Below are 25,117 nucleotides of genomic sequence, written 5' to 3'. Positions count from 1 at the left end.
GCGGTCGGGCGCCGCCCCGACGCCTCACCCGATGGCGTGCACGGGCGCGTGCAGGGGGACGCCGGACATGTCGCGGCGGGGGTCCACCGCCGGCAGCTCGACAGGCTGCCCCGCCGAGCCGCACGCCCACGCGGGAGCGGGTCCGACCCACGCGAGGATCAGCGCGTCCTCGCCCTTGAGGAACCGGTGCGAGCGCACGCCGCCCGTCGCGCGGCCCTTGCCGGGGTAGACCTCGAACGGCGAGACCTTCGCGGATCCCGCCTGCGTGCCCGGCAGCGCCGACGACGACCCCGCGACGGTCACCACGACGGCCTCACCGGCGCGTGCGGCGGGCACGCTCGCGAACGCGACCACGCGCTGGCCCGCGGCGAGCTTGATGCCCGCCATGCCGCCTGCCGCGCGGCCCTGCGGCCGGACCTGCGAGGCGGTGAAGTGCAGCAGGGACGTGTCGGACGAGACGAGCACGAGCTCGTCGTCGTCCGTGACGTGCGCGGCGCCGACGACCTCGTCGCCGTCCTTGAGGGAGACGACCTCCCACGCGTCCTTGTTGCCCGGCACGTCCCCCTGCGCGACGCGCTTGACGACGCCCTGCGCGGTCGCGAGCGCGAGCGTCGGGGCGTCGTCGGCGAGCGACGCGAGCGCGACGACGCGCTCGCCCGCCTCGAGTGCGACGACCTCGCCGAGCGGGACACCGCCCCCGAGCGACGGCGCGCCGTTCGTCGGCGGCAGCGCGGGCAGGTCGAGCACCGAGAGCCGCACGACCCTGCCACGCGAGGTGACCGCGCCGATCTCGGCACGCGCGCTGGTCGCGACGACCGAGGCCAGCACGTCGTGCTTCGAGCGCCGCGCGTCGGCGGCACGCTCGAGCGGTTCGTCGGTCGCGGTGCGCGCGAGCAGGCCGGTGCCGGACAGCAGCGCCCAGCACGGGGTGTCGGCGATCTCGAGCGACGGTGCGGCGGCGCGGGACGAGCCCTTCGCAGCGGGCGCACCGCTGAGCGCCGTGCCGCCCGCGGACTCGAGGAGGATCGTGCGGCGGGGCGTGCCGTAGGTCGCGGCGGCCTGCGCCATCTCGTCGGAGACGAGCTCGCGCAGCCGCGCGTCGTCCGCGAGGATCGCGCGCAGCTCGGCGATCTCGGACTCCAGCTGCTCCTTCTCGCGCTCGAGCTCGAGGCGCGAGAACTTCGTCAGTCGGCGCAGCCGCAGCTCGAGGATGTACTCCGCCTGCGGCTCCGACAGGTCGAACACGACACGCAGGCGCGAGCGGGCGGCCTCCGCGTCGTCCGACGACCGGATGACCTGGATGACCTCGTCGATGTCGAGGATCGCGACGAGCAGGCCCTCGACCAGGTGCAGGCGCTCGAGGCGCTTGTCGAGCCGGTGCTGCGAGCGGCGGCGCACGACGGACAGCCGGTGCGCCACCCAGACCTCGAGCAGCTCGCGCAGGCCGAGCGTGCGCGGCTGGCCGTCGACGAGCGCGACGTTGTTGATCGAGAACGAGTCCTCGAGCGGGGTCGCGCGGTAGAGCTGCTCGAGCACGGCGTCGGGGTCGAAGCCCGTCTTGACCTCGATCACCAGGCGCAGGCCGTGCGCGCGGTCGGTGAGGTCCACGACGTCCGAGATGCCGGAGAGCTTCTTCGCCTGGACGCCCTCCTTGATCTTCTCGATGACCTTCTCGGGACCGACCGTGTAGGGCAGCTCCGTCACGACGATGCCCTTGCGGCGCGGCGTGACGTTCTCGATCCGCGCGGTCGCCCGGGTGCGGAACGCGCCGCGGCCCGTGCGGTACGCGTCGCGCACGCCGTCGAGCCCGACGATCTTGCCGCCGGTCGGCAGGTCGGGACCCGGCACGAACCGCATGAGGTCCTCGAGCGTCGCGTCGGGGTGCATCACGAGGTGGCGGGCCGCGGCGACGACCTCGACGAGGTTGTGCGGGGCCATGTTCGTCGCCATGCCGACCGCGATGCCGGACGCGCCGTTGACCAGCAGGTTCGGCAGCGCGGCGGGCAGGACCTCGGGCTGCGTGAGCTTGTTGTCGTAGTTCGGGACGAAGTCGACGACGTCCTCGTCGAGGTCCGCGGTCATCGCCGTGGCGGCCGGCGCCATGCGCGCCTCGGTGTACCGCGGTGCGGCCGGGCCGTCGTCGAGCGAGCCGAAGTTCCCGTGCCCGTCCACGAGCGGCAGGCGCAGGCTGAACGGCTGCGCGAGGCGCACCATCGCGTCGTAGATCGCGGCGTCCCCGTGCGGGTGGAGCTTGCCCATGACCTCGCCGACGACGCGCGCCGACTTCACGTACGGCCGGTCGGGACGCAGGCCCATGTCGGCCATCTGGAACAGGATGCGCCGCTGCACGGGCTTGAGGCCGTCGCGGGCGTCGGGCAGCGCGCGCGAGTAGATGACCGAGTACGCGTACTCGAGGAACGAGCCCTCCATCTCGGTCGCGACGTCGATGTCGACGATCTTCTCGACGAGGTCCTCGGGCGGGAGGTTCGGGGTCGCGGGGCGACGCGCCATGGGTGGATGCGCTCCTCGGGTGCTGCGGCTGCGGCGTGGTCCGGCGTGGGGTCGACCCACATTGTCGCGTGCGGGACGAGGTGGACGTGCCAGGCGCGCGGGATCGCTAGCCTGACGGGATGGACGAGCAGGTGGCCCGCGACGAGGCGGAGGCACGGTACCCGGCCGCGTGGGAGGCCGACGTCGTCCTCCAGGACGGCGGGACCGCGCGCGTGCGTCCGATCCGCCCGTCCGACGCCGACGCGCTCCAGGCGTTCCACGTCGCGCAGTCCGAGCGCTCGACGTACCTGCGGTTCTTCGCGCACCTCGAGCGGCTGCCGGAGCGTGACCTGCGACGGCTCGTGACGGTCGACCACGACGCGCGGGTCGCGCTCGTCGCGACCGTCGACGACGACGAGGCACCCGGGTACCGGATCATCGGCGTCGCGCGGTACGACCGGCTGGACGACGACGAGGCCGAGGTCGCGTTCAACGTGTCCGACGCGCACCAGGGCCGGGGCGTCGGCTCCGTGCTGCTCGAGCACCTCGCCGCGGCGGCACGCGAGCGCGGTGTGCGGCGGTTCGTGGCCGAGGTGCTGCCGCAGAACGGTCGCATGCTCGCGGTGTTCCGCGACGCCGGGTACGAGGTCCGCCAGCACGCCGAGGACGGCGTGGTCGCGCTCGGGTTCGACATCGACCCCACGGACCGGTCGCTCGCGGTCATGGCGGACCGGGAGCACCGCTCCGAGGCGCGCTCGATGCGTGCGGTGCTGGGTGCGCGGTCGGTGCTCGTCGTCGGACCCGCCCTCCCGGGTACCGCGCACCCGCGCCGGCTGCACCTGGGCATCGCCCGCGCGCTCGTCGCGCACCTCGCGCTCGCGGACCCGGCCGTGCGGGTGCAGTCGGTGGGCACGGACCCGCTGCCGGAAGCGGCGCCCGACGAGAACGGCGGGGACGAGGCCGACCACGGCGCAGCGTTCACGGCGGCGTTCACGGCGGCGTTCGCGCACGTCACCGGCCCGGTCGACCTGGCGGTCCTGGCGGTACCCGCCGCCCGCGCGCCGGCGGTCGTGCGCGCGGTCGCGCAGACGGGCGCGCGCGCGGTCGTCCTGACGAGCACCGGGTTCGCCGAGACCGGGCCCGAGGGGCTCGCGCTGCAGCGCGAGGTGCTCGCCGCCGCGCACGGCGCGGGGCTGCGCGTCATCGGGCCGGGGTCCTACGGCGTCGTGTCGCTCGGCGAGGACGGTGCGCTCAACGCCTCGCTCGCCGACGAGCTCCCGCGCCCCGGGCGGCTCGGCCTGTTCAGCCAGTCCGCCGCGCTCGCCGTCCCGCTGCTCGCCGCGGTGCGCCGCCGAGGGCTCGGGCTCGCGGAGTTCGTCTCGGCCGGGCACCGCGCGGACGTGTCGGGCAACGACCTGATGCAGTTCTGGGCGGACGACGACGGCACGGACGTCGTCGGCCTCTACCTCGAGTCGATCGGCAACCCCCGCAAGTTCTCCCGCGTCGCGCGGCGGCTCGCGCTCGCGAAGCCCGTGATCGTGCTGACCGCGGGCCGCTCCGGCCACGTGGTGCCGCCCGGGCACGCGGTCCGCGCGACCCAGGCGCCCGCCCGCGTCGTCGACGAGCTCATGCGGCAGTCGGGGGTGATCCGCGTCGAGAACACGCACCAGATGCTCGACGTCGCGCAGGTCCTGGGCGCACAGCCCCTGCCCGCGGGACGGCGCGTCGCGGTGGTGTCCAGCTCGTCGTCCGTCGCGGCGCTCGTCGCGGAGGCCGCCTCGACGGCCGGGCTCGTCGTCGCGGGCGCCCAGGTCCTGCCGGAGGACGCGAGCGACGAGGCGGCGCACGCCCAGGTGCGCGCCGCGCTCGAGGACGACGACGTGGACGTCGCGATCGTCGTGCGGATCCCGCTCGTGGGCGGACCGGACCTCGCGTTCGCCCGCACCCTGGCGGGCGTCGCCGCGAGCAGCGGCAAGACGGTCGTGGCGTGCATGCTCGGCCTGCACGGGCTGACCGACGAGCTCACGGCGCCGGACGCCGACGGGACGCCGCGCACCGTGCCCGCCTACGCGACGCCCGAGGACGCGGCCCTCGCGCTCGGGCTCGCGGCGCGCTACGCCTCCTGGCGCGCGCGCGACCACGGCCGGCCCCTGCACCCCGAGGGCGCGGACCTGCGTGCCGCAGGACGCCTCGTGCGCGGGTGGTTGCCCGCGGCGGCGGAGCGCGAGGTCGAGCTGACCGCCGCGCAGGCCGCGCAGCTCCTCGCGACCGTCGGCGTGGACGTGCTCGCGTCGACGCCCGTGCACGACGCCGACGAAGCGGTGGCCGCCGCCCGCGCGATCGGCTACCCGGTCGCGCTCAAGACCACCGTCCCGGCGCTGCGGCACCGGGCCGACCTGGGCGGGATCCGGCTCGACGTGGCGGACGACGTCGAGCTGCGCGCGGACGTCGCCGAGGTGCTCGCGCTCGCGGCGCAGCACCGCTCCGAGGCGGGCGTCGCCCCGCTCGAGGTGCAGGCGATGGCGCCGCGCGGGTCGTCGTGCGTGCTGCGCACCGTCGAGGACCCGCTGTACGGGCCCGTGCTCAGCCTCGGGATGTCGGGCGACGCGTCCGACCTGCTCGGCGACGTGTCGTACGGCATCCCGCCGCTGACCGACGTCGACGTGGCCGACCTCGTGCGCGCGCCGCGCGCCGCGCCGCGGCTCTTCGGGTACCGCGGGCTGCCGCCGCTCGACGTGGCCGCGCTCGAGGACGTCGTCGCGCGCGTCGCCGTCCTGTCCGACGCGCTGCCCGAGCTGCGCAGCCTCGAGCTCAACCCGGTCGTCGTCGCGGAACGGGGAGCCGTCGCGCTCGCGGCCCGCGCGACGCTCGCGCACGCGGACCGCGCCGACGCGACCCGCCGCCTGCAGCGCGGCTGACGCCCGTGTGTCCACATCCACGCCCCGCGCGCTGGGGCGCAGCGGCCGACCGGTGCGAGGATGTGCAGATGCCCGCAGCTTCTCGCTCCCTCCACGAGGACCTGTACCGCGCCGGGTACTACCCGGAGCTCGTCGCCGACGTCCTCGACGTCGCGCTCGCCGACGAGCCGGTCATGGCGCACCTCGTCCACCCCGAGACGACGTTCGACTCCGCCGAGGTGCGCCGGCACGTGACGGTGCTCGTCCTGACCCCGACGCGCCTGGTCTGCGCGCACGTCGACGACCACCCCGCCGACTCCGAGCACCCGTCGTCGGCCGCCTCCGCGACCACCGAGTCGGTGCCGCTGAGCGAGCTGCGCTCGGTGGTGCTCACGCACGTCGTCGAGCGGCCCGAGAGGCACAGCGCGGGCAAGCCCACGCTGGAGCTCACGCTGGCGATCGGCTGGGGCGCGGTCTCGCGCGTGGACCTCGAGCCCGCGTCGTGCGGCGACCCGGCGTGCGAGGCCGACCACGGCTACACCGGCACGCTGGCGCCCGACGACGTGGTCGTGCGTGTGAGCGCCGCCGCCGAGGGCGCCGAGTCCGTGCGCGCGGCGACCCAGTTCGCGCGCACGCTGTCCGCGGCCAGCGCGGCTCGCTGACGTGGTGACCCACGTGGAGGGTCGGGCTCTGCCCGCGGTCCTCGAGGAAGCCGTCGAGCAGCACGGTTTCGTGCTCCCCGGCTCCGACGCGCGTGCGGGCCTCGGCTCGGTCCTCGTCGCGGCGGCGGGCGCGGTGCTGACCGGGACGGCGCCCGCGGGTGCCACCTCGCTCGACGCGGTCGCGGGCGCGTGGCACGCCGCGCAGGAGCGGCTCGGCCTGCCCGTCGCGCCGCGCGTATGCGTCGTGCTCGTCGACGGGCTCGGCCACCTCAACCTCGCCGAGCGCAGCGGCCACGCACCGTTCCTGCGCCGCGCCGGCGCCGGCTGCGAGCCTGTGACCAGCACGTTCCCGTCGACGACCGCCACCGCGCTCGGCACGTTCGGCACGGGCGTCGAGCCCGGCGGGACCGGGATGCTCGGCTACACCGTGCGCGTTCCGGGCACGGGCGCGCTCGCGAACCTCGTGCAGTGGAGCGGCGCGCCCGAGCCGGAGGAGTTCCAGCCGCACGCGAGCACGCTCGAGTTGCTCGCAGGTGCCGGCGTCACCGTCACCAGCGTCGGGCCCGCGCGGTTCGCCGGGTCGGGACTCACGCGCGCCGCGCTGCGCGGCGCGCGCTACGTGCCCGCGGAGTCCCTCGCGGACCGCGTCGACGCCGCGGTGCGCGCGCTGCGCGAGCCAGGTCTCGCCTACCTGTACTGGGGCGACGTCGACAAGGTCGGCCACCACCAGGGGGTCGGCTCGCACGCGTGGGGCGACGCGCTCGCGGACGCCGACTCGGAGCTCGCCCGGCTGGCGCGCTCGCTGCCTCGCGGCACCGTCCTCGTCGTGACCGCGGACCACGGGATGGTCGACGTCGACCCTCGGCTGCGCTGGGACGTGGCGACGGACCCACGACTCGCCGCCGGCGTCGCGCTCGTGGCGGGGGAGCCGCGCGCGAGCCACGTGCACCTCGAGACGGGCGCCCCGCTCGAGCGCGTGCGGGACGCGTGGCGCGACGTGCTCGGCGACGCGGCAGTGGTCCTCACGCGCGGGGAGGTCGTGGACGCCGGGCTGCTCGGTCCCGTCGCGGACCGTGTGCTGCCGATCGTGGGGGACCTCATGGTCGCCATGACGGGTGTGGCGACCGTCGTGGACACGCGCACGCAGACCGCCGCGTCGCTCGAGATGGTCGGCGTGCACGGGTCGCTCACGCCGCAGGAGATGCTGGTGCCGTGCATCGTCGTGGCATGACGCAGGGGTGGGGGTAGCGGTGGCCGAGCTCGTCTTCTTCTCGGGCACGATGGACTGCGGGAAGTCGACCCTCGCGCTCCAGATGCACCACAACCACGCGGCGCGGGGCCGTGACGGTCTGCTCTTCACCCGCCAGGACCGCGCGGGCTCCGCCACGATCTCGTCCCGGCTCGGCCTGACCAAGCGCGCGTACGAGGTCGACGACCGCACCGACTTCTGGGTCGAGGTGCTCGGCCGCCGCACGCAGGGCCGGCCCGTGGACTACCTCATCGGCGACGAGGCGCAGTTCTACACCGCGGCGCAGGTCGAGCAGCTCGCTCGCGTGGTCGACGAGCTCGGCGTCGACGCGTACGCGTTCGGGATCTCGTCGGACTTCCGTGCACGCCTGTTCCCCGGCGCGCAACGGCTCGTCGAGCTCGCCGACCGCGTCGAGATCCTCCAGGTGCGAGCCCTGTGCTGGTGCGGTGCGCGCGCGACGCACAACGCCCGCACGGTCGACGGCGTCATGGTCGTCGAGGGCGAGCAGGTGGTCGTCGGCGACGTCGCGGGGGCGTCCGACCCGCACCACGGCGAGGTGCAGTACGAGGTGCTGTGCCGGCGCCACCACATGCGCCGCATGACGGCCGCCGCGTCGCGCGCGCTCGCGCCGGACGCGGCGCCCGCCCCCCAGCCCGTGCTCGCGGAGCAGCCGACGCTCGACGTGTGACGCGGGGGACCGCCGGGGGACCGCCGGGGCGCTCGCCCCGGCGCGGGCCTCACTCGGGGCGGGCCCCGAACACGATCTCGTCCCAGCTCGGCACCTTCGCGCGGCCCTTGCGGGCTCGCGGGCGCTCCTCGGCCGCCGGCTCCGCCGCGGGCTCGGCCGTCGGCTCCGACGCAGGCGCGGTCTCGTCGGCCACCGCGACGGTCGAGTCGGCCTTGTCGGCCGGGGCGGGCAGGTCGTGCGACCCCGCGACGGGAGGCATCGACGGGCGGCGCGGGTGCAGCACGACGGCCTCGCGCTGCGGGTCCGCGTCCGCCGGGTGCGCACCCGGGACGTCGTCGAGCCGCGTGAAGTCGAACGCGTGCTGCGGCCCGAACCCCTCGAACGTGCCGTCGTCCTCGTCGTCGTCGCCCTCGGCGACGCTCTGCCGCACGCCCCGCCGCGCCTGCAGGTCGTCGAGCAGAGCGTGCGTGCGCTCGTCGGCGTCCACCGCCGGCTGCTCGTGGGTGTCGTCGTCGACCGGCCCGTCGCCGACGTGGCGCACCGAGCCCACCGAGTCGAAGTCGAAGACCACGTCCCGCACCGCCGACAGGTGCCGACGTGCCACGGGCTCGTCGGGCAGCTCCGTCTCGGACAGCCACCGGGCCTCGTCCTCGTCCGCGACGAGCGTGCGCGCGCCCGGGTCGAACGTCCAGCGGGCCTCGCGCGGCGAGTCGTCCACCGAGAACCGCGCGAGCACGCACCAGGGGCCGTGCGGCTCACGCGCCGCGTCCCACGAGAGCGAGCCGAGGTCCACCCCGCGCGCGGCGAGCCGGTCCGTGACGAGGTCGCCCAGCACCGGGGCGCCGTGGTCACGCCCGACGCGCGTCGCGCGCGCCTGCTCCGCGACGTACTCGCGCTCCGCGAGGACCGGGCCCTCGTAGCGGCGCACGTGCGCGACCGGCAGGCCGGACGCGTCCGCGACCTCCTGCGTCGTCGCACCGGCCCGGATGCGCGCCTGGATCTCACGCGGGCTGAGCGAGCTCGCTCCCTCGGCCCGCAGCTGCTCGAGCTGTGGGCGGTCGCGCCGCACCGCGGCGCGCAGCGGCTCGTCGATGCGGACGCGGAAGCGCTGGCCGTCCGCGCGCGCGAGCACCAGGTGCTCGCCGTCGTCGTGCAGGCCCACCAGCTCGAGCTCGTCCATGCGTCCTCCTACTGCGTCACGGTCGAGGGTGCCACCTTCCGGGTGTCTCGCGGCGGAGGTGCGCCCGGTGTGCCGCCTGTCGTCGTGATCGTCACACCGCGACACACCAGGACGGTGCCCGCGACCGCCCCGGCTGTCATCATGCCCTCGTGGTGGAGGACATCCCGTTCGAACCGGTGCTCGAGCTCGTCGGTGTGCTCGTGGGCGCGATGTCCGGAGCCCTCGCGGCCGTGCGCAAGCAGTTCGACGTGTTCGGGATCGTCGTGCTCGGCTGGGCCGCAGGGCTGGGCGGCGGCATGCTGCGCGACGTCCTGATCGGCGCCGTGCCTCCGGTCGGGATCGCGGACTGGCGGCTGATCACGACAGCGGTGCTCGGGGCGTTCCTCATGTACTTCTTCCACCCGCGGCTGGAGCGCGCGCGACGGGTCATCGTCGTGCTGGACGCCGGTGCGCTCGCCGTGTTCACCGTCGTCGGCACCGTCAAGGGCCTCGAGTACGGCACCACGGCCGTGGCGGCGGTCATCGTGGGCGTGATGACCGGCGCCGGCGGGGGAGTGCTGCGCGACGTGCTCTCGGGCGAGGTGCCGGTCGTCCTGCACGACCGCCAGCTGTACGCCATCCCGTCGATGCTGGGCGCGATCGGGGTCGCGGTCTGCTGGTCCGTGGGGTGGCGGACGCCCGTCGTCCTGTCGGCGGTGGTGGTCGGGATCTTCGCGCTGCGGGTGCTGTCGCTGCGGTTCAGGCTGCACGCGCCGGGCCCGTGGCGGGGCCGCCCCGGCGGGCAGGCAGGATGGTCGCCATGACGACCTCCGCACCGCACGACGTCCAGGCCCTCGTCGAGACGGCCGCCACCCTCGCGCGTGAGGCCGGTGCGCTGGTCCACGACGGACGGCCCGACACGGTCCAGGTGCACGCCACCAAGTCGAGCCCGGTCGACGTCGTCACCGCGATGGACCTCGCGTCGGAGGCGCTGCTGCGGCGACGGCTCGCCGAGCTGCGGCCCGGTGACGGGATCCTCGGCGAGGAGCAGGGGTACGAGCCGGGCACGACCGGTGTGACGTGGGTCGTCGACCCGATCGACGGGACCGTGAACTACCTGTACGGGCTCTCGTCGTGGTCGGTGTCCGTCGCGGCGGTCGTCGGGGAGCCCGGTGCGCCGCTGGACGTCGCTCCCGGACCGCGGACGTGGACCGTGCTCGCCGGTGCGGTGCACGCGCCGGTCGAGGGCCGCACGTTCCTCGCCGGCCGAGGTCTGGGCGCGACCCGCGACGGCGTGCCGCTGCGCGCGAACGACGCCCGGCCGCTCGACCGCTGCCTGGTCGGGACGGGCTTCGGCTACCTGGTGGAGCGGCGCCGGGCGCAGGCCGCGGTCGTCGCCGAGCTGCTCCCGCTCGTGCGTGACATCCGTCGTCTCGGGTCCGCCGCGCTCGACCTGTGCGCGGTCGCGTCGGGCACTCTCGACCTCTACTACGAGCGTGGGCTGCAGCCGTGGGACCTCGCGGCGGGGGCGCTCGTCGCGCAGGAGGCGGGCGCGGTGGTGACGGGTCTGCGGGGGCGTCCGGCGGACCAGGAGATGACCGTCGCCGGGCCGCGCGGCGCCGTGGAGCCGCTGGTAGCGTTCCTCGAGGCGAAGGGTGCCGACACGACGGCGTGAGCGGTATCACTCGTCCGAGTGATCCCGAGTGTGCAGGTTGCGCTCGCACGCGTCCCGGAAGTGGTGCACAATCCCCTCCGCGCGGGAACAAACGGCTCCAGTCATGCATTGATCACGCGTACTCATCAGCCTGCAACACCAAGACGGAGTGTGACGCCCCACATGGCTACCGACTACGACGCCCCGCGCAAGACCGAGGAAGACCTCAGCGAGGACTCCCTCCAGGAGCTTCAGGCGCGGCGTGCGGACAAGAACTCGGGCGTGGTCGACGAGGACGAGACGGAGGCCGCCGAAGGGTTCGAGCTCCCGGGTGCCGACCTGTCCGGCGAGGAGCTCTCGGTCCGCGTCCTGCCGCGCCAGGCGGACGAGTTCACGTGCTCGCGCTGCTTCCTCGTGCATCACCGCAGCCAGCTCGCGTACGAGCGCGACGGCCAGCAGGTCTGCTCGGAGTGCGCTGCCTGACGTCCTTCGTCACCGCAGGCGCCCGTACGACGACGGCCGGCCCCTCCGGGGGTCGGCCGTCGTCGTGTCCGGGCCGGCCGGGTCAGTCGCGCGTGAGCGCGGCGACGAGCGCGGTGGGGCGGCGGGTCGAGACGAGCCAGTACGGCGTCGGGTCCTGCGGGTCCTCGACGTCCACGCGCACGGCCGTGCGGATCCACCCGCGCAGGCACACGTAGGCGCGTGCGTCGAGGCCGGGGCCGAGCGCCTCGCGCAGCGCGGGCCCCTCGAGCACGACCGGGTCGCGCAGGAGGTCCAGCGGGATGTGCGCGCGGCCGGCGTGCAGCTCGCCGGCGTGGACGCGCACACGCGGCGTCCACCGCAGCACCAGCACGACCGTGACGACTGCGACGACGAGCGCGACGACGGTCGCGAGCACGGCGTCCACGGGCAGCAGCGCGACCCACACCGTCAGCGCGAGCCCGACGACCGCGAGCCACCCCAGCGGGGCGGGGCGCAGCCGCTCGTCGAACGAGGCGCCCGGCACGGGGGAGGGAGCGGACGCGGGACGCGTCGTCTCGTCGGACGCCGGGCGTGCGGGGTCGGAGCTCGCGGACATGGCACCAGCATCCCAGACCGGGGCCGGTAGGGTCGGCGCCGTGACGACCGACCCCGCGCTCGAGGTGCTGCTGCAGCGCCTCGACCCCGACCTGCCCGTCCCGTCGTACGCCCACCCGGGCGACGCGGGCGCCGACCTCGTGACCAGGGTCGACGTCGTGATCTCGCCGCAGGGTCGGGTCACGGTGCCGACGGGCACGGCGATCGCGCTGCCCGACGGCTACGCCGCGTTCGTGCACCCCCGATCGGGCCTCGCGGCACGCCACGGCCTGACCATCGTCAACGCGCCCGGGACCGTGGACGCGGGCTACCGGGGCGAGATCGCGGTGACCCTGCTGAACACCGACGTCGAGCACCCCGTCGAGCTGCACCGCGGAGACCGCGTCGCGCAGCTCGTCGTGCAGAAGGTCGAGCGCGTGCGCTTCGTCGAGGTCGAGCGCCTGCCCGGCTCGCACCGCGGCGAGGGCGGGTTCGGGTCGAGCGGTGGGTGGAGGTCCGCGGCCGCGGCGGCACCGGCCGAGCAGGCGGCAGGCCCGGACGCCTGACGAGGGCCCGTCTGCGGCTAGGTTCGGGACGCCGCGCGGGCTAGTGTCGAACGAGGAGCACCAGTGCAGGCTGCCCGCCGCCGGACGGCGCGGGCGCGCGACGGGCGCGACAGCGCCCGAGGAGGAGTGACACGTGGCGATTTTCCGGCGCCGCCCGCAGGGCGACGACGAGCCCCAGGTGGCCGACGAGCGGCTCGACGCCGAGCCGACCGGGGACGAGGAGGCGGACGCGTCCGCCTCCGACGACGCACTCGACACCGTCACCGCGGAGCGTCCGGCCGGCGGGCCGTGGGACGCCGACGACGAGGCGACCGCACTGCCGCGGCTCGACCTCGGCGCGCTGCGGCTGCCCGGCGTGCCCGGCATGGAGCTGCGCATGGAGGTCGACAAGACCACGAACGCGGTGTCCGCGGCGGCGGTCTCGATCGACGGGTCGACGCTGCAGCTGCAGGCGTACGCCGCACCGCGCAGCGAGGGCATCTGGGACGAGATCCGTCAGGAGATCCAGCAGTCCGTGGTGCAGCAGGGCGGCGCCGCCGACGACCTGCCCGGCCCGTTCGGGCGCGAGCTGCTGGCCCGGCTCCCCGCGCGCACGCCGGAGGGCCGCACGGCCCACCGCCCGGCGCGCTTCCTGGGCGTCGACGGGCCGCGCTGGTTCCTGCGCGGCGTCATCACGGGCCGCGCGGCGGTCGAGCCGGACGCCGCCCAGGTGCTCGAGCGGGTCTTCGGCGAGGTCGTGGTCGTCCGGGGCACCGACGCCCGCCCGCCCCGCGACCTGCTCACCCTCACGCTGCCCAACCGGCAGGAGCCCGGCGCGGCGCCGGCGGCCGACGAGCCGCCCGCAGCGCAGGAGCCCGACTTCGACCCGCTCACGCGGGGTCCGGAGATCACGGAGATCCGATGACGCTCAAGGAGCTGCTGCACACGCTCTCGGCCTCGCAGGCCGAGGTCGAGGCCGCGGAGGAGCGGGTCGAGGCCGGGCGGTCCGTGGGCTGCACGACCGTCGAGAGCGCCCCGCCGCGGCGTCGCGCCAAGGTGAGCGGCGTCCTGCGCTCGGTGACGTTCCGTCCCCGGCAGGGTGTGCCCGCGCTCGAGGCCGAGCTGTACGACGGCTCGGGCTCGCTCGCGCTCGTGTGGTTGGGACGCCGCGAGATCGCCGGCATCATCCCCGGCCGCCGCCTGACGGCGGAGGGCATGGTGTGCCTCGTCGACGGGCGCCGCGCGATCTTCAACCCGCGCTACGAGCTGCGCCCCCGGCCGGGCGAGTGAGCACGCCCGACGAGCGGCCCCCGGCCGCGCCGCTCGACGCGGTCGACGACGTGGTCCCGCCCGAGGAGGGCGGGGCACGCGGCATGCGCGTGCTGGCCTCCGAGACGTTCTCGGCGTCGGACGCCGTCGGCGGGGTGCGGGGCGTGGTCGAGTCCGTCGCGCCGGGGCTGCTGTTCGTCGTCGTGTACCTCGCCACCGGGCAGCGGCTGACGCCCGCGCTGGTCGCCGCGGCCGGCGCCGCGCTCGTCGCGGTCGTCGTGCGGCTCGGGCAGCGCACGCCCGTGACGCAGGCGCTGTCGGGCGTGATCGGCGTCGGCGTGGGTGTCGTGTGGGCGTGGCGGACGGGCGACGCGAGCGACTACTTCGCGTACGGGCTGTGGGTCAACGCGGCCTACCTCGTCGGCACGCTCGCCACGGTTCTCGTCGGGTGGCCGCTCGTCGGCCTCGTCATGGGGCTGTTCGCGGCCGACGGGCCGCTGTCGGGCGGTCCCTGGCGCAACGTCGTCGCGTGGCACGACGACCGCGAGGTGCGCCGCGCTTACACGCTCGCGACGCTGCCGTGGGTCGGGATGTTCGCACTGCGGCTCGTCGTGCAGGTCCCGCTGTACCTCAACGACGACGTCGCGTGGCTCGGCACGGCGAAGCTGGCGATGGGCGTGCCGCTCACGGCGCTCGTGCTGTGGGTCAGCTGGGTGCTGGTGCGTCCGGTGCAGCGAGCCGTCAGGGCGCGCTCGGCGCAGGACCCGCAGGACCAGCAGGAGCAGGCACCTTCGTCGCACCCGTGAGCAGGGCCTCGAGGGCGCCCTCGTCGGCCTCGCGGCTCGTCACGAACAGCAGCTCGTCGCGACCCTCGAGCGTGTCGTCGACGCTGGGTGCGATCGGGCGGCCGTCGCGCACGATGCAGGCGAGCACCACGTCGGTGGGCCACGCCACCTGACCCACGCGCACCCCGACGAGCGGGGCGTCCAGCGGGAGCGTGATCTCGAGGATGTCGGCACCCGACTGGTGGAACGTGAAGATCCGCACCAGGTCGCCGACCGCCACGGCCTCCTCGACCATCGCCGTCATGATGCGCGGCGTGGAGACCGCGACGTCCACGCCCCACGCCTCGTCGAACATCCACTCGTTCTTCGGGTTGTTCACGCGAGCGACCGTGCGCGGCACGCCGAACTCGGTCTTCGCGAGCAGGGAGATGACGAGGTTCGCCTTGTCGTCGCCCGTGGCGGCCACCATGACGTCGCACTCGTCGGCGCGTGCCTCGCGCAGCGTCGGCAGCTCGCACGCGTCCGCGAGCAGCCAGTCGGCCTCCGCGACCTGCGCCACCCGCATCGCCGTCGGCTGCCGGTCGATCAGCGTGACCTCGTGCTCGTGCGCGAGGAGCTCGCGCGCGATCGAGCGGCCCACGGACCCGGCACCTGCGATGACGACCCTCATTCGGACACCCCCGGCTCGGCGGTCAGCACGCGCTCGACGTGCGCGAGGCCGTCGACACGGGCCATGACGTGCACGACGTCGTTCTCCTGCAGGACGGTCGACGCGTCCGGAAGCACGCCGTCGCCGTACCGCGTGAGGTACGCGACGCGCACGCCCGCAGCGGCCTCGAGCTGCGTGACGGGCCGGCCGACCCAGCCCGTGTGGACGTCGACCTGGGCGAGCGTGAGCTGCCCCGACGAGTCGCGGAACTCGTCCGTGGCGCCGAGCGGCAGCAGGCGGCGCAGCACCTGGTGCGCCGTCCAGCGCACGGTCGCGACCGTCGGGATGCCGAGCCGCTGGTAGATCTCGGCCCGGTGCGGGTCGTAGATGCGGGCCACGACATTCTCGATCTTGTACGTCTCGCGTGCGACCCGCGCCGCCAGGATGTTCGAGTTGTCGCCGTCCGCGACGGCCGCGAAGCCGTACGCGTCGTCGATCCCGGCCTTCACGAGGGTGTCCCGGTCGAAGCCGAGACCCGTGACCTTGTGCCCCGCGAAGCCGCCGGACAACCGGCGGAACGCCTCGGGGTTCTGGTCGATCACGGCGACGGAGTGGCCGTTCTCCTCGAGCGTCTGCGCGAGGTTCGCGCCCACCCGACCGCAGCCCATGATGACGAAGTGCACAGCGCGTCACGCTATACCCCCGCAGGTGCACCCGCAGCCACCGGGGCGCGTCGCACGCGCACGGCCGGGTACGCCTACGATGGGGCATCGTGTCGGACCTCGCGGATGCCGCCAAGAGACTTCTCCTCGGACGCCCCGTCCGCAGCGACAGGCTCGGCCACACGCTCCTGCCGAAGCGGGTCGCGCTGCCGGTGTTCGCCTCGGACGCGCTCTCGTCCGTCGCGTACGCCCCCGACGAGATCCTGCTGACGCTGTCGCTCGCCGGCATGTCGGCGCTCGTGATCTCGCCGTGGGTCGGTCTGGCCGTCGTGGTCGTGATGATCACCGTCGTCGCCAGCTACCGGCAGAACGTCCACGCCTACCCCTCGGGCGGCGGTGACTACGAGGTCGCGACGGTGAACCTCGGGCCGAACGCCGGCGTGACCGTCGCGAGCGCCCTGCTCGTGGACTACGTGCTGACCGTCGCGGTGTCGATCTCGTCGGGCGCGCAGTACGCCGCCGCGGCGGTCCCGGCCCTCAAGGGGCACGAGGCCGTGTTCGCGATCGGGCTCGTCGTGCTCCTCACGCTGGTCAACCTGCGCGGCGTGAAGGAGTCCGGCAGCGCGTTCGCCGTCCCCGTGTACCTGTTCATGCTTGCGATCGGCATGATCGCGGTGGTCGGCTCGGTGCGCTACGCCATGGGCACGCTGCCCATGGCCGAGAGCGCGGGCTTCGAGGTGGCCGCCGAGGCCGGGTTCGAGAACGGGCTCACCGGCCTCGCCGGGTTCTTCCTCGTCCTGCGCTCGTTCGCGTCGGGGTGCGCGGCGCTCACCGGTGTCGAGGCGATCAGCAATGGAGTGCCGGCGTTCCGCAAGCCCAAGTCGCGCAACGCGGCGACCACGCTGGCGCTGCTCGGCGCCATCTCGGTGACGATGATCCTGTCGATCCTCATGCTCGCGCGTGCCACCGGGGTGAAGTTCGCCGACGACCCGCACGAGCAGTTGCTGGTCGACGGCGTGCCCGTGGGAGCCGACTACGAGCAGCACCCGGTGATCGCGCAGCTCGCGTCGGCGGTGTTCGAGGGTGCACCCGTGCTGGTCGCGGTCATCGCGATCGTCACCGGCCTCATCCTCGTGCTCGCCGCGAACACCGCGTTCAACGGCTTCCCGGTGCTCGGCTCGATCCTCGCGCGGGACGGGTACCTGCCGCGCCAGCTCCACACGCGCGGCGACCGGCTCGCGTTCTCCAACGGCATCGTCACGCTCGCCGTGGTCGCGATCGGGCTCATCTGGGCGTTCGACGCCGAGGTCACGCGGCTCATCCAGCTCTACATCGTCGGCGTGTTCGTGTCGTTCACGCTCAGCCAGCTCGGGATGGTCCGGCACTGGACGCGCGCGCTGCGCACCGAGCCGAACCCGACCACGCGAGCCCGCATGAAGCGTTCGCGGGTGGTCAACGCGATCGGTCTCGGGATGACGGCGACCGTGCTCCTGGTCGTCCTGGCCACCAAGTTCACGCACGGCGCGTGGATCGCGATCCTCGCGATGGTCGTCGTGTTCGTGCTCATGCAGGCGATCCACCAGCACTACGTGACCGTGCGGCGCGAGCTCGCGCTGGGCGAGGACGCCGCCGCGGCGCGCGCGCTGCCGAGCCGGGTGCACGCGATCGTCCTCGTCTCGCACCTGCACCGTCCGACGATGCGCGCGCTCGCGTACGCGCGAGCCGCACGCCCGCAGGTCCTCGAGGCGGTCACGGTGGGCGTCGACGAGGAGGACGTCGCGCGGCTGCGCGCGCAGTGGGACGAGATGGACCTGCCCGTGCCGCTGCGGGTCCTCGACTCGCCGTTCCGCGAGATCACGCGCCCGGTGCTGCAGTACGTGCGTTCCGTGCGCCGCGACAGCCCGCGCGACCTCGTCGTCGTGTACATCCCCGAGTACGTCGTCGGGCACTGGTGGGAGCAGCTCCTGCACAACCAGAGCGCGCTGCGGCTCAAGGGGCGCCTGCTGTTCACGCCCGGCGTGGTGGTCGCGTCGGTGCCCTGGCAGCTCGCGTCCTCCGAGGGTCACACCGGCCTCGAGGACCGCGTGCGCCCGGCGGTGCCGCGTGACTGAGAGCGCCACCGACGAGAAGGAGACGGCCATCATCGAGCTCGAGATCGAGCGGGTCGCCCACGGCGGCCACTGCGTCGCACGGCACGACGGGCGCGTGGTGTTCGTGCGCCACACGCTGCCGGGCGAGCGCGTGCGCGCGCGCCTCACGGACGCCGAGCCGGACGCCACGTTCTGGCGCGCCGACGCGGTCGAGGTCCTGGCGGCCTCGCCCGACCGCGTGGCGAGCGCGTGGCCGGCGGCCGGGCCGGACGGGGTCGGCGGTGGCGAGCTCGCGCACGTCGCGCTCCCCGCGCAGCGCCAGTGGAAGGCGGCCGTGCTCCGCGAGCAGCTGCAGCGGCTCGGCGGCGTCGAGCGTGACGTCGTCGTGCACGCGGCGCCGGGCGACGACGAGCGCGGCGGGCTCGCGTGGCGCACGCGCATCGACCTCGTGACGGACGACGAGGGCCGGGCGGGGATGCGACGCCACCGCTCGCACGACGTCGTCGCGCTCGACACGATGCCGCTCGCGGTCGAGGCGATCGCCGAGCTCGACCTGTTCTCGCGACGCTGGCCGGCGGGTGTGCGCGTCGAGGCGGTCGCGCCGGTCGGCGGGGACCGGCCCCTGGTGCTCGTCGACGGCACGCCGTTCGACCTGGGCCGGCGCCGCCCCGACACGCGGCCCAACGCACGCTCGTCCGTGCGCGAGGTGGTCGAGGCCGCCGGGTCGCGGTGGGAGTACCGCGTTGCGGCGGCCGGGTTCTGGCAGGTGCACCGCACGGCGCCCGCGACGCTCGTCGACGCGGTGCTGAGGGGTGCCGGTGACGTCGCCGGGGCGACCGTCGTGGACCTGTACGCGGGGGCGGGCCTGTTCACGGCGCCGCTCGCGGACGCCGTCGGTCCCGAGGGGCGTGTCGTGTCGGTCGAGGGCGACGCGCGGGCCGTGCGCGACGCGCGGCGCAACCTGCACGACCGGGAGCAGGTGACGCTGCACGTCGGTGACGTCGCGCGCACGCTCACGGGCGGTCGCGGGCAGGAGCCCGCGGTCGCGCACGCGGACGTCGTCGTGCTCGACCCGCCGCGCGCGGGTGCGGGTCGCAAGGTCGTCGACGCTCTCGTGTCGCTCGAGCCGCAGCGGGTCGTGTACGTCGCGTGCGACCCGGCCGCGCTCGGGCGCGACGTGGCGCTGCTCGCCGCCGCCGGGTACGAGCTCGTCGACGTCGCCGGTCACGACCTGTTCCCGATGACGCACCACGTCGAGGCGGTGGCCGTCTTCTCCCGCTGACCCCCGGCGCACGCCGCGACGCCCGCCGAGCCCCTGGGCCGGCGGGCGTCGCAGCGCGCGGGCCGGTCAGACGACCTTGGCGGTGCTCGCCGACGACCGCGACTGCGACACGTACCCCGACCGCGAGCCCGTGACCCGCACGTGCAGGCGCGCCCCGCGGTCCGCCTTCGCCACGACGTACGTCTTGCCCGTCGCGCCGGAGATCGCCGTGCCGTTGCGGTACCAGCGGTAGGTGAACGTGACGCCCGAGGGCTTCCACGTGCCGACCTTCGCGGTGAGCGTCCGGCCGACCTTCGCGGTGCCGCTCACGGTGGGCGTCGCGGGCACGAGGACGCCCTTGACCGTCGCCGTGCTCGCCGACGTGCGCGACGCCGTGTCGTAGCCCGCGCGGGCGCCCGTGACCTTGACCTTCACCCTCGCGCCGCGGTCCGCCGCCTTGAGCGTGTAGGTCTTGCCGGTCGCCCCGCTGATCGCCGTGCTCCCGCGGTACCACTGGTAGGTGAGGGTCGTCGGGGTCGGCGACCACGTGCCGACCTTCGCGGTGAGGGTCTGGCCGACGACCGCGGTGCCCGCCACGGTCGGGGTCGCGGGCGTGAACGCCAGGCCGGGGACCCGCACCTTCGCCGTCGCGAGGCGCTCGCCACCGCCGCTCGCCGTGAACCGGGCGCGCACCTCGACGGTCGCGGTGCGGTGCGCCGTCGTGACGGCGAACGTCGTGCCGTAGCCGGCGGGGACGCCGTTCACGTACCACTCGGACCAGACCGACGAACCGGCGGGCGAGAGGGCGCCGTGCGACGCGGTGAGGGTCTGGCCGGGCGCGGGCGTGCCCGTGATCGTCAGCGGCGAGGTGACCGTCGGAGCGGTCCGGCCGATCGGGCCCAGCGAGGTGAGCCGGGTGGCGGTCGCGTACCCGGTGCGCCGCCCCGTGACCTCGACGCCGACCTGCATGCCCTGCTGCGCGCTCGTCGTCGTGAACGTCGCGGCCGTCGCACCCGGGATCTGCTCGCGCCCACCGGCCTCCGAGTACGTGTACCACCGGTAGCTCAGGCTCACGGTGCCGGGGCCCCACGTCCCGGGGGACGCGGTGAGAGTCGCGCCCGTGTCCGTGCTGCCGACGATCGCGGGGTAGCCGAGGGTCAGCGCCTTGCCTGCCGTCGGCATGACGACGGTGACGTCCACGCGCTGACCCACGTCCGTGAACGAGATGTCGCTCGCGTCGGCGAGCGCCACGCCGGACCCGCCGCCCGCGTCCCAGCACCCGTCGGTGTGGCGGACCGCGGGCGTCCACCTGCCCATGCCCTCGTCGGTCGGCTGGTACCAGGAGTCGGTGAAGCAGAGTCGCCACGTCGTGCCAGGGTCCGCCGCGAACCACATGCGACCGCCCTCGTCGGGAGGTCGGCCGCAACCGGAACGCCACGCCCGTCAGGTCGCTCGTGCCCGTGTCGAACGTCGTCCACGCCTCGACCCCGGCGGTGCCGTCCCACGTCTGGTGCCGCCACCGGTCCTCGGCCGCCCAGTCGTCGTCGACCGAGAGCTCGCTGCGGCCGGGCGGGACGGCCGCGATGGTGAACCGGCCGTCGCTCGCGGTCGTGGCCGACAGCACGCGGCCACCGCCGTCGGGGCTGATCGAGACGACCAGGTCCGCGATCGGCTGGTCGGCCTCGTCGGTCACGCGGCCGGACACGGAGATGGTGTCGGCGGCGTGCGCGGGCAGCGCCGGGGCCAGTGTCGCGAGGAGCAGGGCGACCACGACGGACGCGGTCCTGCCTCGTCGTCGCAGGGGAGTGCGGGGACGGTCGGGCAGGTGCACGGTCGTGTCCTCAGGGTCGGTCGTCGTGGCCAGGGCCCTCGGGGGCTGCGTCATCGTATGCGCGTGCACGGCACGAAAGGCCCGGGTTCGTCCCGCGACGCACGGTTCACCCGACCGTGGTGCGCCGACGGTGTCGGTGGTGCGCCGTTCGGGGCGTCGCTGCCGTGCGCGCGGGCGCGGGCGCGCCTAGCGTGGAGGCGGGCCCGGCCGGTGCCGGCCGGGGCCGCACACGAGCCGAGAGGAGCCGGGCATGAGCGAGCAGGACGCGGCCCACAAGCTGGCCGAGGCGCGTCGCGTCGCGACGGAGGAGCTGTTCAAGCAGGGCACGCCGGAGTACGACCAGCGCGCGCACCAGCGAGCCGTCGAGGCCGAGCGCAAGGCCGCCGAGGCGGCCCAGGCGGCGAAGGCGGACGGCGAGCACTGAGCCGGCGGGGGAGCCGGATCGGGCTGACGCGCGACGACGAGGGCCGGGCGGCTGCGGATGCCCGGCCCTCGTGCTCGTCGTCCACGCTCGTCGTGCTCGTGCTCGTGCTCGTGCTCGTGCTCGTGCTCGTGCTCGTGATCGTGATCGTGCCCGGCGGGGCGCTGCCGAGCGCGCCGCGCCGTGGGACGGACGTGCACGAAGGCCCTTCGACCATGTATCTTGACGTCGAGATAACTGGTCGTCCCACCGGCGTCGTGACGGCCTAGGCTGGCATCGACGCCCTGCGGTCCGGAGGACCCCCGTCCCCGGCGCACTCGCCCCAGAAGGAGCCGCCCGTGAGCACCGTCGACAGCTTCGGATCCAAGGGAACGCTGCAGGTCGGTGACGCCTCGTACGAGGTGTACCGCCTGTCCGCCGTCCCCGGACTGGAGCGACTGCCCTTCAGCCTCAAGGTCCTCGCCGAGAACCTGCTGCGCACGGAGGACGGCGCGAACATCACGGCGGACCACATCCGGGCGCTCGCCACGTGGGACCCCGATGCGCAGCCCGACACGGAGATCCAGTTCACGCCCGCGCGTGTGATCATGCAGGACTTCACGGGCGTCCCGTGCGTCGTCGACCTCGCGACGATGCGCGAGGCCGTCGCCGAGCTGGGCGGCGACCCCGAGCGCATCAACCCGCTCGCGCCCGCCGAGATGGTCATCGACCACTCCGTGCAGATCGACGTCGCCGGCCGCGCCGACGCGTTCGAGCGCAACGTCGAGCTCGAGTACCAGCGCAACCGCGAGCGCTACCAGTTCCTGCGCTGGGGCCAGACCGCGTTCGACGACTTCAAGGTCGTCCCGCCGGGCACCGGCATCGTGCACCAGGTGAACATCGAGTACCTGGCCCGCGGCGTCATGGTCCGCGACGGCAAGGCGTACCCCGACACGTGCGTCGGCACCGACTCGCACACGACGATGGTCAACGGCCTCGGCGTGCTCGGCTGGGGCGTCGGCGGCATCGAGGCCGAGGCCGCCATGCTCGGCCAGCCCGTCTCGATGCTCATCCCGCGCGTCGTCGGGTTCAAGCTCACGGGCAACATCCCCGCGGGCGTCACCGCGACCGACGTCGTGCTCACGATCACCCAGAAGCTGCGCCAGCACGGCGTGGTCGGCAAGTTCGTCGAGTTCTACGGCGAGGGCGTGGCGGCCGTGCCGCTCGCGAACCGCGCGACGATCGGCAACATGAGCCCCGAGTTCGGCTCGACCGTCGCGATCTTCCCGATCGACGGCGGGACGATCGACTACCTGCGCCTGACCGGCCGCTCGGCCGAGCAGCTCGCGCTCGTCGAGGCGTACGCCAAGGAGCAGGGCCTGTGGCTCGACCCGACGGCTGAGGGCTACACCGAGCCGGTGTTCTCCGAGTACCTCGAGCTCGACCTGTCGACGGTCGTCCCGTCGATCGCCGGCCCGAAGCGCCCGCAGGACCGCATCGAGCTCTCGAAGGCCAAGGAGCAGTTCCAGCGCGACCTGCCGACCTACGCGCCCGAGCTCAACCAGGTCGACGAGGCCGAGCGTGAGTCGTTCCCGGCGTCGGACTCGCCCGCGATCTCGTCGTCGGCGACCCGCACGTACTCGGTCACGGACAGCGAGGGCCGCGCGTTCGAGCTGTTCCACGGCGCGGTCGCGATCGCCTCGATCACGTCGTGCACCAACACCTCGAACCCGTCGGTCATGATGGCCGCCGCGCTGCTCGCGAAGAACGCGGTCGAGAAGGGCCTCGTCGCCAAGCCGTGGGTCAAGACGTCGATGGCGCCCGGCTCGCAGGTCGTGACGAACTACTACGAGAAGGCCGGCCTGTGGCCGTACCTCGAGAAGCTCGGCTTCCACCTGGTCGGCTACGGCTGCGCGACGTGCATCGGCAACTCCGGCCCGCTCGACGAGAAGGTGTCGGCCGTGGTGCAGGAGCACGACCTGGCGGTCGCCGCCGTGCTCTCCGGCAACCGCAACTTCGAGGGTCGCATCAACCCCGACGTGAAGATGAACTACCTCGCGTCGCCGCCGCTGGTCATCGCGTACGCGCTCGCCGGGACCATGGACTTCGACTTCGAGGCCGACCCGCTGGGCCGCACCGAGGACGGGCACCCGATCTTCCTGGCCGACATCTGGCCCGCGCCCGAGCAGGTGCAGGCCACGATCGACGCGTCCATCGACCGCGAGATGTTCGAGGACGACTACGCCGACGTGTTCTCCGGCGACGAGCGCTGGCGCGGGCTGGACACGCCCGAGGGCAACGTCTTCTCGTGGGACCCGCAGTCGACGTACGTGCGCAAGCCCCCGTACTTCGACGGCATGGGCGCCACGCCCGAGCCCGTCACGGACATCTCGGGTGCGCGCGTGCTCGCCAAGCTGGGCGACTCGGTCACGACCGACCACATCAGCCCCGCGGGCTCGATCAAGGCGGACAGCCCGGCCGGCGTCTACCTCGCCGAGCACGGCGTCGAGCGTCGTGACTTCAACTCCTACGGCTCGCGCCGCGGGAACCACGAGGTCATGATCCGCGGCACGTTCGCGAACATCCGGCTGCGCAACCAGCTCGTGCCCGGGGTCGAGGGCGGGTTCACCAAGAACCTCCTCACGGGCGAGGACACGACGATCTACGACGCGTCGGTCGCCTACCAGGCAGCGGGCGTCCCGCTGGTCGTGCTCGGTGGCAAGGAGTACGGCTCGGGCTCGTCGCGCGACTGGGCCGCCAAGGGCACGCGCCTGCTCGGCGTGCGTGCGGTGATCACCGAGTCGTTCGAGCGGATCCACCGCTCCAACCTCATCGGGATGGGCGTCCTGCCGCTGCAGTTCCCGGAGGGGGAGTCCGCCGACTCGCTCGGCCTGGACGGCACGGAGACGTTCGACATCGCCGGTGTCACCGCGCTCAACGACGGCGTGACGCCGCGGACGGTCAAGGTCACCGCGACGAAGGCGGACGGCTCGCGCGTCGAGTTCGACGCGGTCGTGCGCATCGACACCCCCGGGGAAGCGGACTACTACCGCAACGGCGGCATCCTGCAGTACGTGCTGCGCCAGGTCGCCGGCGTCGCCTGACGCACCACCGCACGAGGCCCGCTCCCGAACCCGGGGGCGGGCCTCGTCGTGTCGCAGGGGTCCGGAAGCGGTCCGCACCTGCGGGTACGACGAGGGCCCCTGCCCGCCGGGGGAAGCGGGAGGGGCCCTCGTCGTGGGGGGACGTGCGGTGCGTCAGACCGCGGAGGAGGCGAGCGTCGGCGCGTTCGTCGTGGCCGCGTCGGCCGGAGCGAGCTTGCGGATCGCGACGCCCGTGACGGCGAGGACGACGCCCAGGCCCATGACCAGCAGCGCGACACCGAAGGCCACGACCGAGGTGAACAGCGACGCCCGCAGGAAGGAGCCGTTCATCGCGACGGCGCGCAGCGGGTCCTCCTTGTCGAGCTCGGCGTAGGTCTTGCCGCCGGTCGCGTCCAGCGCGTGGTGCTTGATGATGTCGGCCTGCGAGAAGGCCTCCCACGGGGTGTCGACGCGGCCGCCGGCGAATGCCGCGGCGTCGTCGGCGACCGTGATGTTCTCGGCCTTGAGGTTGACCGAGACGGCGGTCCAGGTCGCGGCACCGGCGACGAAGAAGATCGCGCCGAAGATGATGACGATGAGGCCCAGCAGGCGGGGGAGCTTGGTGGTGGAAGCGGTCGGCGTCGACATCGTGTGAAGTCCTTGTCTGATCCCTCGGTCGGAGCTTGT

The 25,117-nt window shown here is 74.3% G+C and carries 23 protein-coding genes and 1 pseudogene; 16 read left to right on the top strand and 8 right to left on the bottom strand.

Translation table 11 applies throughout. The features are described from left to right. Positions 1-24: 24 nt before the first annotated feature. Positions 25-2,511: a DNA topoisomerase (ATP-hydrolyzing) subunit A gene (locus tag CBP52_RS05865; RefSeq protein WP_094180202.1), complete on the bottom strand. Its 2,487-nt coding sequence runs from the start codon at positions 2,509-2,511 to the stop codon at positions 25-27. 119 nt (positions 2,512-2,630) lie between these two features. Here CBP52_RS05865 and CBP52_RS05860 point away from each other — a divergent pair, with 119 nt between their 5' ends. From CBP52_RS05860 to CBP52_RS05845, 4 genes are all read left to right on the top strand, one after another. Further along, positions 2,631-5,408, top strand: a complete 2,778-nt coding sequence (locus CBP52_RS05860) for a GNAT family N-acetyltransferase (protein ID WP_094180201.1) — start codon at positions 2,631-2,633, stop codon at positions 5,406-5,408. Between the two features lie 68 nt (positions 5,409-5,476). Continuing rightward, positions 5,477-6,049: a DUF5998 family protein gene (locus tag CBP52_RS05855; RefSeq protein ID WP_094180200.1), complete on the top strand. Its 573-nt coding sequence runs from the start codon at positions 5,477-5,479 to the stop codon at positions 6,047-6,049. A 13-nt stretch (positions 6,050-6,062) separates the two neighbouring features. Further along, positions 6,063-7,280: an alkaline phosphatase family protein gene (locus tag CBP52_RS05850; protein WP_232514675.1), complete on the top strand. Its 1,218-nt coding sequence runs from the start codon at positions 6,063-6,065 to the stop codon at positions 7,278-7,280. 19 nt (positions 7,281-7,299) lie between these two features. Continuing rightward, a complete protein-coding gene (locus tag CBP52_RS05845) occupies positions 7,300-7,986 on the top strand; it encodes a thymidine kinase (protein ID WP_094180199.1) in 687 nt (228 codons plus the stop codon). A 49-nt stretch (positions 7,987-8,035) separates the two neighbouring features. On the opposite strand, the gene sepH is transcribed toward CBP52_RS05845, so the two are convergent. After that, positions 8,036-9,166 (bottom strand): septation protein SepH, encoded by a 1,131-nt coding sequence (sepH, locus tag CBP52_RS05840; protein ID WP_094180198.1) that lies wholly within the window; start codon positions 9,164-9,166, stop codon positions 8,036-8,038. Positions 9,167-9,375: 209 nt separating this feature from the next. Between sepH and CBP52_RS05835 the strand changes: the two genes are divergently transcribed. From CBP52_RS05835 to CBP52_RS05825, 3 genes are all read left to right on the top strand, one after another. Beyond that, positions 9,376-9,969 carry a TRIC cation channel family protein gene (locus CBP52_RS05835; RefSeq protein WP_243860906.1) on the top strand — a complete coding sequence of 198 codons (594 nt, stop codon included), beginning with the start codon at positions 9,376-9,378 and terminating at the stop codon, positions 9,967-9,969. Continuing rightward, complete coding sequence (locus CBP52_RS05830; RefSeq protein WP_094180196.1) at positions 9,957-10,820, top strand: inositol monophosphatase family protein; 864 nt, start codon at positions 9,957-9,959, stop codon at positions 10,818-10,820. The genes CBP52_RS05835 and CBP52_RS05830 overlap by 13 nt, the downstream gene beginning before the upstream one ends. Positions 10,821-10,982: 162 nt before the next feature. Further along, positions 10,983-11,282: a DUF4193 domain-containing protein gene (locus CBP52_RS05825; RefSeq protein WP_013883495.1), complete on the top strand. Its 300-nt coding sequence runs from the start codon at positions 10,983-10,985 to the stop codon at positions 11,280-11,282. Positions 11,283-11,364: 82 nt separating this feature from the next. Here the strand turns inward: CBP52_RS05825 and CBP52_RS05820 are convergent, their stop codons facing one another. Further along, positions 11,365-11,877, bottom strand: coding sequence for a DUF3093 domain-containing protein (locus CBP52_RS05820; protein WP_094180195.1), 513 nt, complete (start codon positions 11,875-11,877; stop codon positions 11,365-11,367). Here CBP52_RS05820 and dut point away from each other — a divergent pair. The 4 genes from dut (at position 11,876) to CBP52_RS05800 (ending at position 14,475) form a co-directional block, all read left to right on the top strand. Next, positions 11,876-12,421, top strand: coding sequence for a dUTP diphosphatase (gene dut, locus CBP52_RS05815; protein WP_094180194.1), 546 nt, complete (start codon positions 11,876-11,878; stop codon positions 12,419-12,421). The two genes, CBP52_RS05820 and dut, sit on opposite strands and share 2 nt — an antisense overlap. A 133-nt stretch (positions 12,422-12,554) precedes the next feature. Next, positions 12,555-13,325, top strand: coding sequence for a DUF3710 domain-containing protein (locus CBP52_RS05810; protein ID WP_094180193.1), 771 nt, complete (start codon positions 12,555-12,557; stop codon positions 13,323-13,325). Next, the gene (locus CBP52_RS05805; RefSeq protein ID WP_094180192.1) at positions 13,322-13,690 is read left to right on the top strand and encodes an OB-fold nucleic acid binding domain-containing protein; all 369 of its coding nucleotides are present in this window, start codon (positions 13,322-13,324) and stop codon (positions 13,688-13,690) included. The genes CBP52_RS05810 and CBP52_RS05805 overlap by 4 nt, the downstream gene beginning before the upstream one ends. Next, positions 13,687-14,475 carry a DUF3159 domain-containing protein gene (locus CBP52_RS05800; RefSeq protein WP_369826311.1) on the top strand — a complete coding sequence of 263 codons (789 nt, stop codon included), beginning with the start codon at positions 13,687-13,689 and terminating at the stop codon, positions 14,473-14,475. Before CBP52_RS05805 ends, CBP52_RS05800 begins: the two co-directional genes overlap by 4 nt. Here the strand turns inward: CBP52_RS05800 and CBP52_RS05795 are convergent. Together CBP52_RS05795 and CBP52_RS05790 are read right to left on the bottom strand one after the other, a co-directional pair. Beyond that, on the bottom strand, positions 14,411-15,124 hold the full coding sequence (locus CBP52_RS05795; RefSeq protein ID WP_094180191.1) for a TrkA family potassium uptake protein: 714 nt from the start codon (positions 15,122-15,124) through the stop codon (positions 14,411-14,413). The two genes, CBP52_RS05800 and CBP52_RS05795, sit on opposite strands and share 65 nt — an antisense overlap. Next, positions 15,121-15,771 carry a TrkA family potassium uptake protein gene (locus CBP52_RS05790; RefSeq protein WP_094182198.1) on the bottom strand — a complete coding sequence of 217 codons (651 nt, stop codon included), beginning with the start codon at positions 15,769-15,771 and terminating at the stop codon, positions 15,121-15,123. Before CBP52_RS05790 ends, CBP52_RS05795 begins: the two co-directional genes overlap by 4 nt. Before the next feature lie 104 nt (positions 15,772-15,875). Here CBP52_RS05790 and CBP52_RS05785 point away from each other — a divergent pair, with 104 nt between their 5' ends. Together CBP52_RS05785 and CBP52_RS05780 are read left to right on the top strand one after the other, a co-directional pair. Then, on the top strand, positions 15,876-17,876 hold the full coding sequence (locus CBP52_RS05785) for an APC family permease (RefSeq protein ID WP_094180190.1): 2,001 nt from the start codon (positions 15,876-15,878) through the stop codon (positions 17,874-17,876). Further along, positions 17,869-19,137 carry a class I SAM-dependent RNA methyltransferase gene (locus tag CBP52_RS05780; protein ID WP_094180189.1) on the top strand — a complete coding sequence of 423 codons (1,269 nt, stop codon included), beginning with the start codon at positions 17,869-17,871 and terminating at the stop codon, positions 19,135-19,137. Before CBP52_RS05785 ends, CBP52_RS05780 begins: the two co-directional genes overlap by 8 nt. A gap of 66 nt (positions 19,138-19,203) precedes the next feature. Here the strand turns inward: CBP52_RS05780 and CBP52_RS05775 are convergent, their stop codons facing one another. Both CBP52_RS05775 and CBP52_RS18665 read right to left on the bottom strand, forming a co-directional pair. Beyond that, positions 19,204-20,511, bottom strand: coding sequence for a hypothetical protein (locus CBP52_RS05775; protein WP_094180188.1), 1,308 nt, complete (start codon positions 20,509-20,511; stop codon positions 19,204-19,206). A gap of 160 nt (positions 20,512-20,671) precedes the next feature. Next, positions 20,672-21,001 (bottom strand): annotated as a pseudogene (locus CBP52_RS18665) (carboxypeptidase-like regulatory domain-containing protein); the annotation flags it as partial. Between the two features lie 196 nt (positions 21,002-21,197). On the opposite strand from CBP52_RS18665, the gene CBP52_RS05765 reads away from it, so the two are divergent. The 3 genes from CBP52_RS05765 to acnA all read left to right on the top strand — a co-directional run bounded on the left by CBP52_RS05765 (position 21,198) and on the right by acnA (position 24,451). Next, on the top strand, positions 21,198-21,371 hold the full coding sequence (locus CBP52_RS05765; RefSeq protein WP_094180187.1) for a translation initiation factor 2: 174 nt from the start codon (positions 21,198-21,200) through the stop codon (positions 21,369-21,371). Between the two features lie 92 nt (positions 21,372-21,463). Then, positions 21,464-21,637 (top strand): hypothetical protein, encoded by a 174-nt coding sequence (locus CBP52_RS17490; RefSeq protein WP_157732506.1) that lies wholly within the window; start codon positions 21,464-21,466, stop codon positions 21,635-21,637. Positions 21,638-21,706: 69 nt separating this feature from the next. Next, complete coding sequence (gene acnA / locus CBP52_RS05755; protein WP_094180186.1) at positions 21,707-24,451, top strand: aconitate hydratase AcnA; 2,745 nt, start codon at positions 21,707-21,709, stop codon at positions 24,449-24,451. 153 nt (positions 24,452-24,604) lie between these two features. Here acnA and CBP52_RS05750 read toward each other — a convergent pair whose 3' ends face one another. After that, positions 24,605-25,078: an aromatic ring-opening dioxygenase LigA gene (locus CBP52_RS05750; RefSeq protein WP_094180185.1), complete on the bottom strand. Its 474-nt coding sequence runs from the start codon at positions 25,076-25,078 to the stop codon at positions 24,605-24,607. Between the last annotated feature and the right edge of the window lie 39 nt (positions 25,079-25,117).

It is taken from the genome of Cellulomonas sp. PSBB021, assembly GCF_002240455.1.
GTDB lineage: Bacteria > Actinomycetota > Actinomycetes > Actinomycetales > Cellulomonadaceae > Cellulomonas > Cellulomonas uda.
Note: the sequence above shows the minus strand (reverse complement) of the source record. Positions and strands in the feature narration are given on the sequence as shown.

What these genes read in the sequence shown, in the direction of transcription:
- CBP52_RS05835 (WP_243860906.1), top strand. Translation starts at nt 9,376, where the DNA reads ATGTCCGGAGCCCTCGCGGCCGTGCGCAAGCAGTTCGACGTGTTCGGG.
- CBP52_RS05795 (WP_094180191.1), bottom strand. Translation starts at nt 15,124, where the DNA reads ATGAGGGTCGTCATCGCAGGTGCCGGGTCCGTGGGCCGCTCGATCGCG.
- CBP52_RS05825 (WP_013883495.1), top strand. Translation starts at nt 10,983, where the DNA reads ATGGCTACCGACTACGACGCCCCGCGCAAGACCGAGGAAGACCTCAGC.
- CBP52_RS05805 (WP_094180192.1), top strand. Translation starts at nt 13,322, where the DNA reads ATGACGCTCAAGGAGCTGCTGCACACGCTCTCGGCCTCGCAGGCCGAG.
- dut (WP_094180194.1), top strand. Translation starts at nt 11,876, where the DNA reads ATGGCACCAGCATCCCAGACCGGGGCCGGTAGGGTCGGCGCCGTGACG.
- CBP52_RS05790 (WP_094182198.1), bottom strand. Translation starts at nt 15,771, where the DNA reads ATGGGCTGCGGTCGGGTGGGCGCGAACCTCGCGCAGACGCTCGAGGAG.
- CBP52_RS05860 (WP_094180201.1), top strand. Translation starts at nt 2,631, where the DNA reads ATGGACGAGCAGGTGGCCCGCGACGAGGCGGAGGCACGGTACCCGGCC.
- CBP52_RS05830 (WP_094180196.1), top strand. Translation starts at nt 9,957, where the DNA reads ATGGTCGCCATGACGACCTCCGCACCGCACGACGTCCAGGCCCTCGTC.
- CBP52_RS05765 (WP_094180187.1), top strand. Translation starts at nt 21,198, where the DNA reads ATGAGCGAGCAGGACGCGGCCCACAAGCTGGCCGAGGCGCGTCGCGTC.
- CBP52_RS05865 (WP_094180202.1), bottom strand. Translation starts at nt 2,511, where the DNA reads ATGGCGCGTCGCCCCGCGACCCCGAACCTCCCGCCCGAGGACCTCGTC.
- sepH (WP_094180198.1), bottom strand. Translation starts at nt 9,166, where the DNA reads ATGGACGAGCTCGAGCTGGTGGGCCTGCACGACGACGGCGAGCACCTG.
- CBP52_RS05775 (WP_094180188.1), bottom strand. Translation starts at nt 20,511, where the DNA reads ATGTGGTTCGCGGCGGACCCTGGCACGACGTGGCGACTCTGCTTCACC.
- CBP52_RS05855 (WP_094180200.1), top strand. Translation starts at nt 5,477, where the DNA reads ATGCCCGCAGCTTCTCGCTCCCTCCACGAGGACCTGTACCGCGCCGGG.
- CBP52_RS05750 (WP_094180185.1), bottom strand. Translation starts at nt 25,078, where the DNA reads ATGTCGACGCCGACCGCTTCCACCACCAAGCTCCCCCGCCTGCTGGGC.
- CBP52_RS05820 (WP_094180195.1), bottom strand. Translation starts at nt 11,877, where the DNA reads ATGTCCGCGAGCTCCGACCCCGCACGCCCGGCGTCCGACGAGACGACG.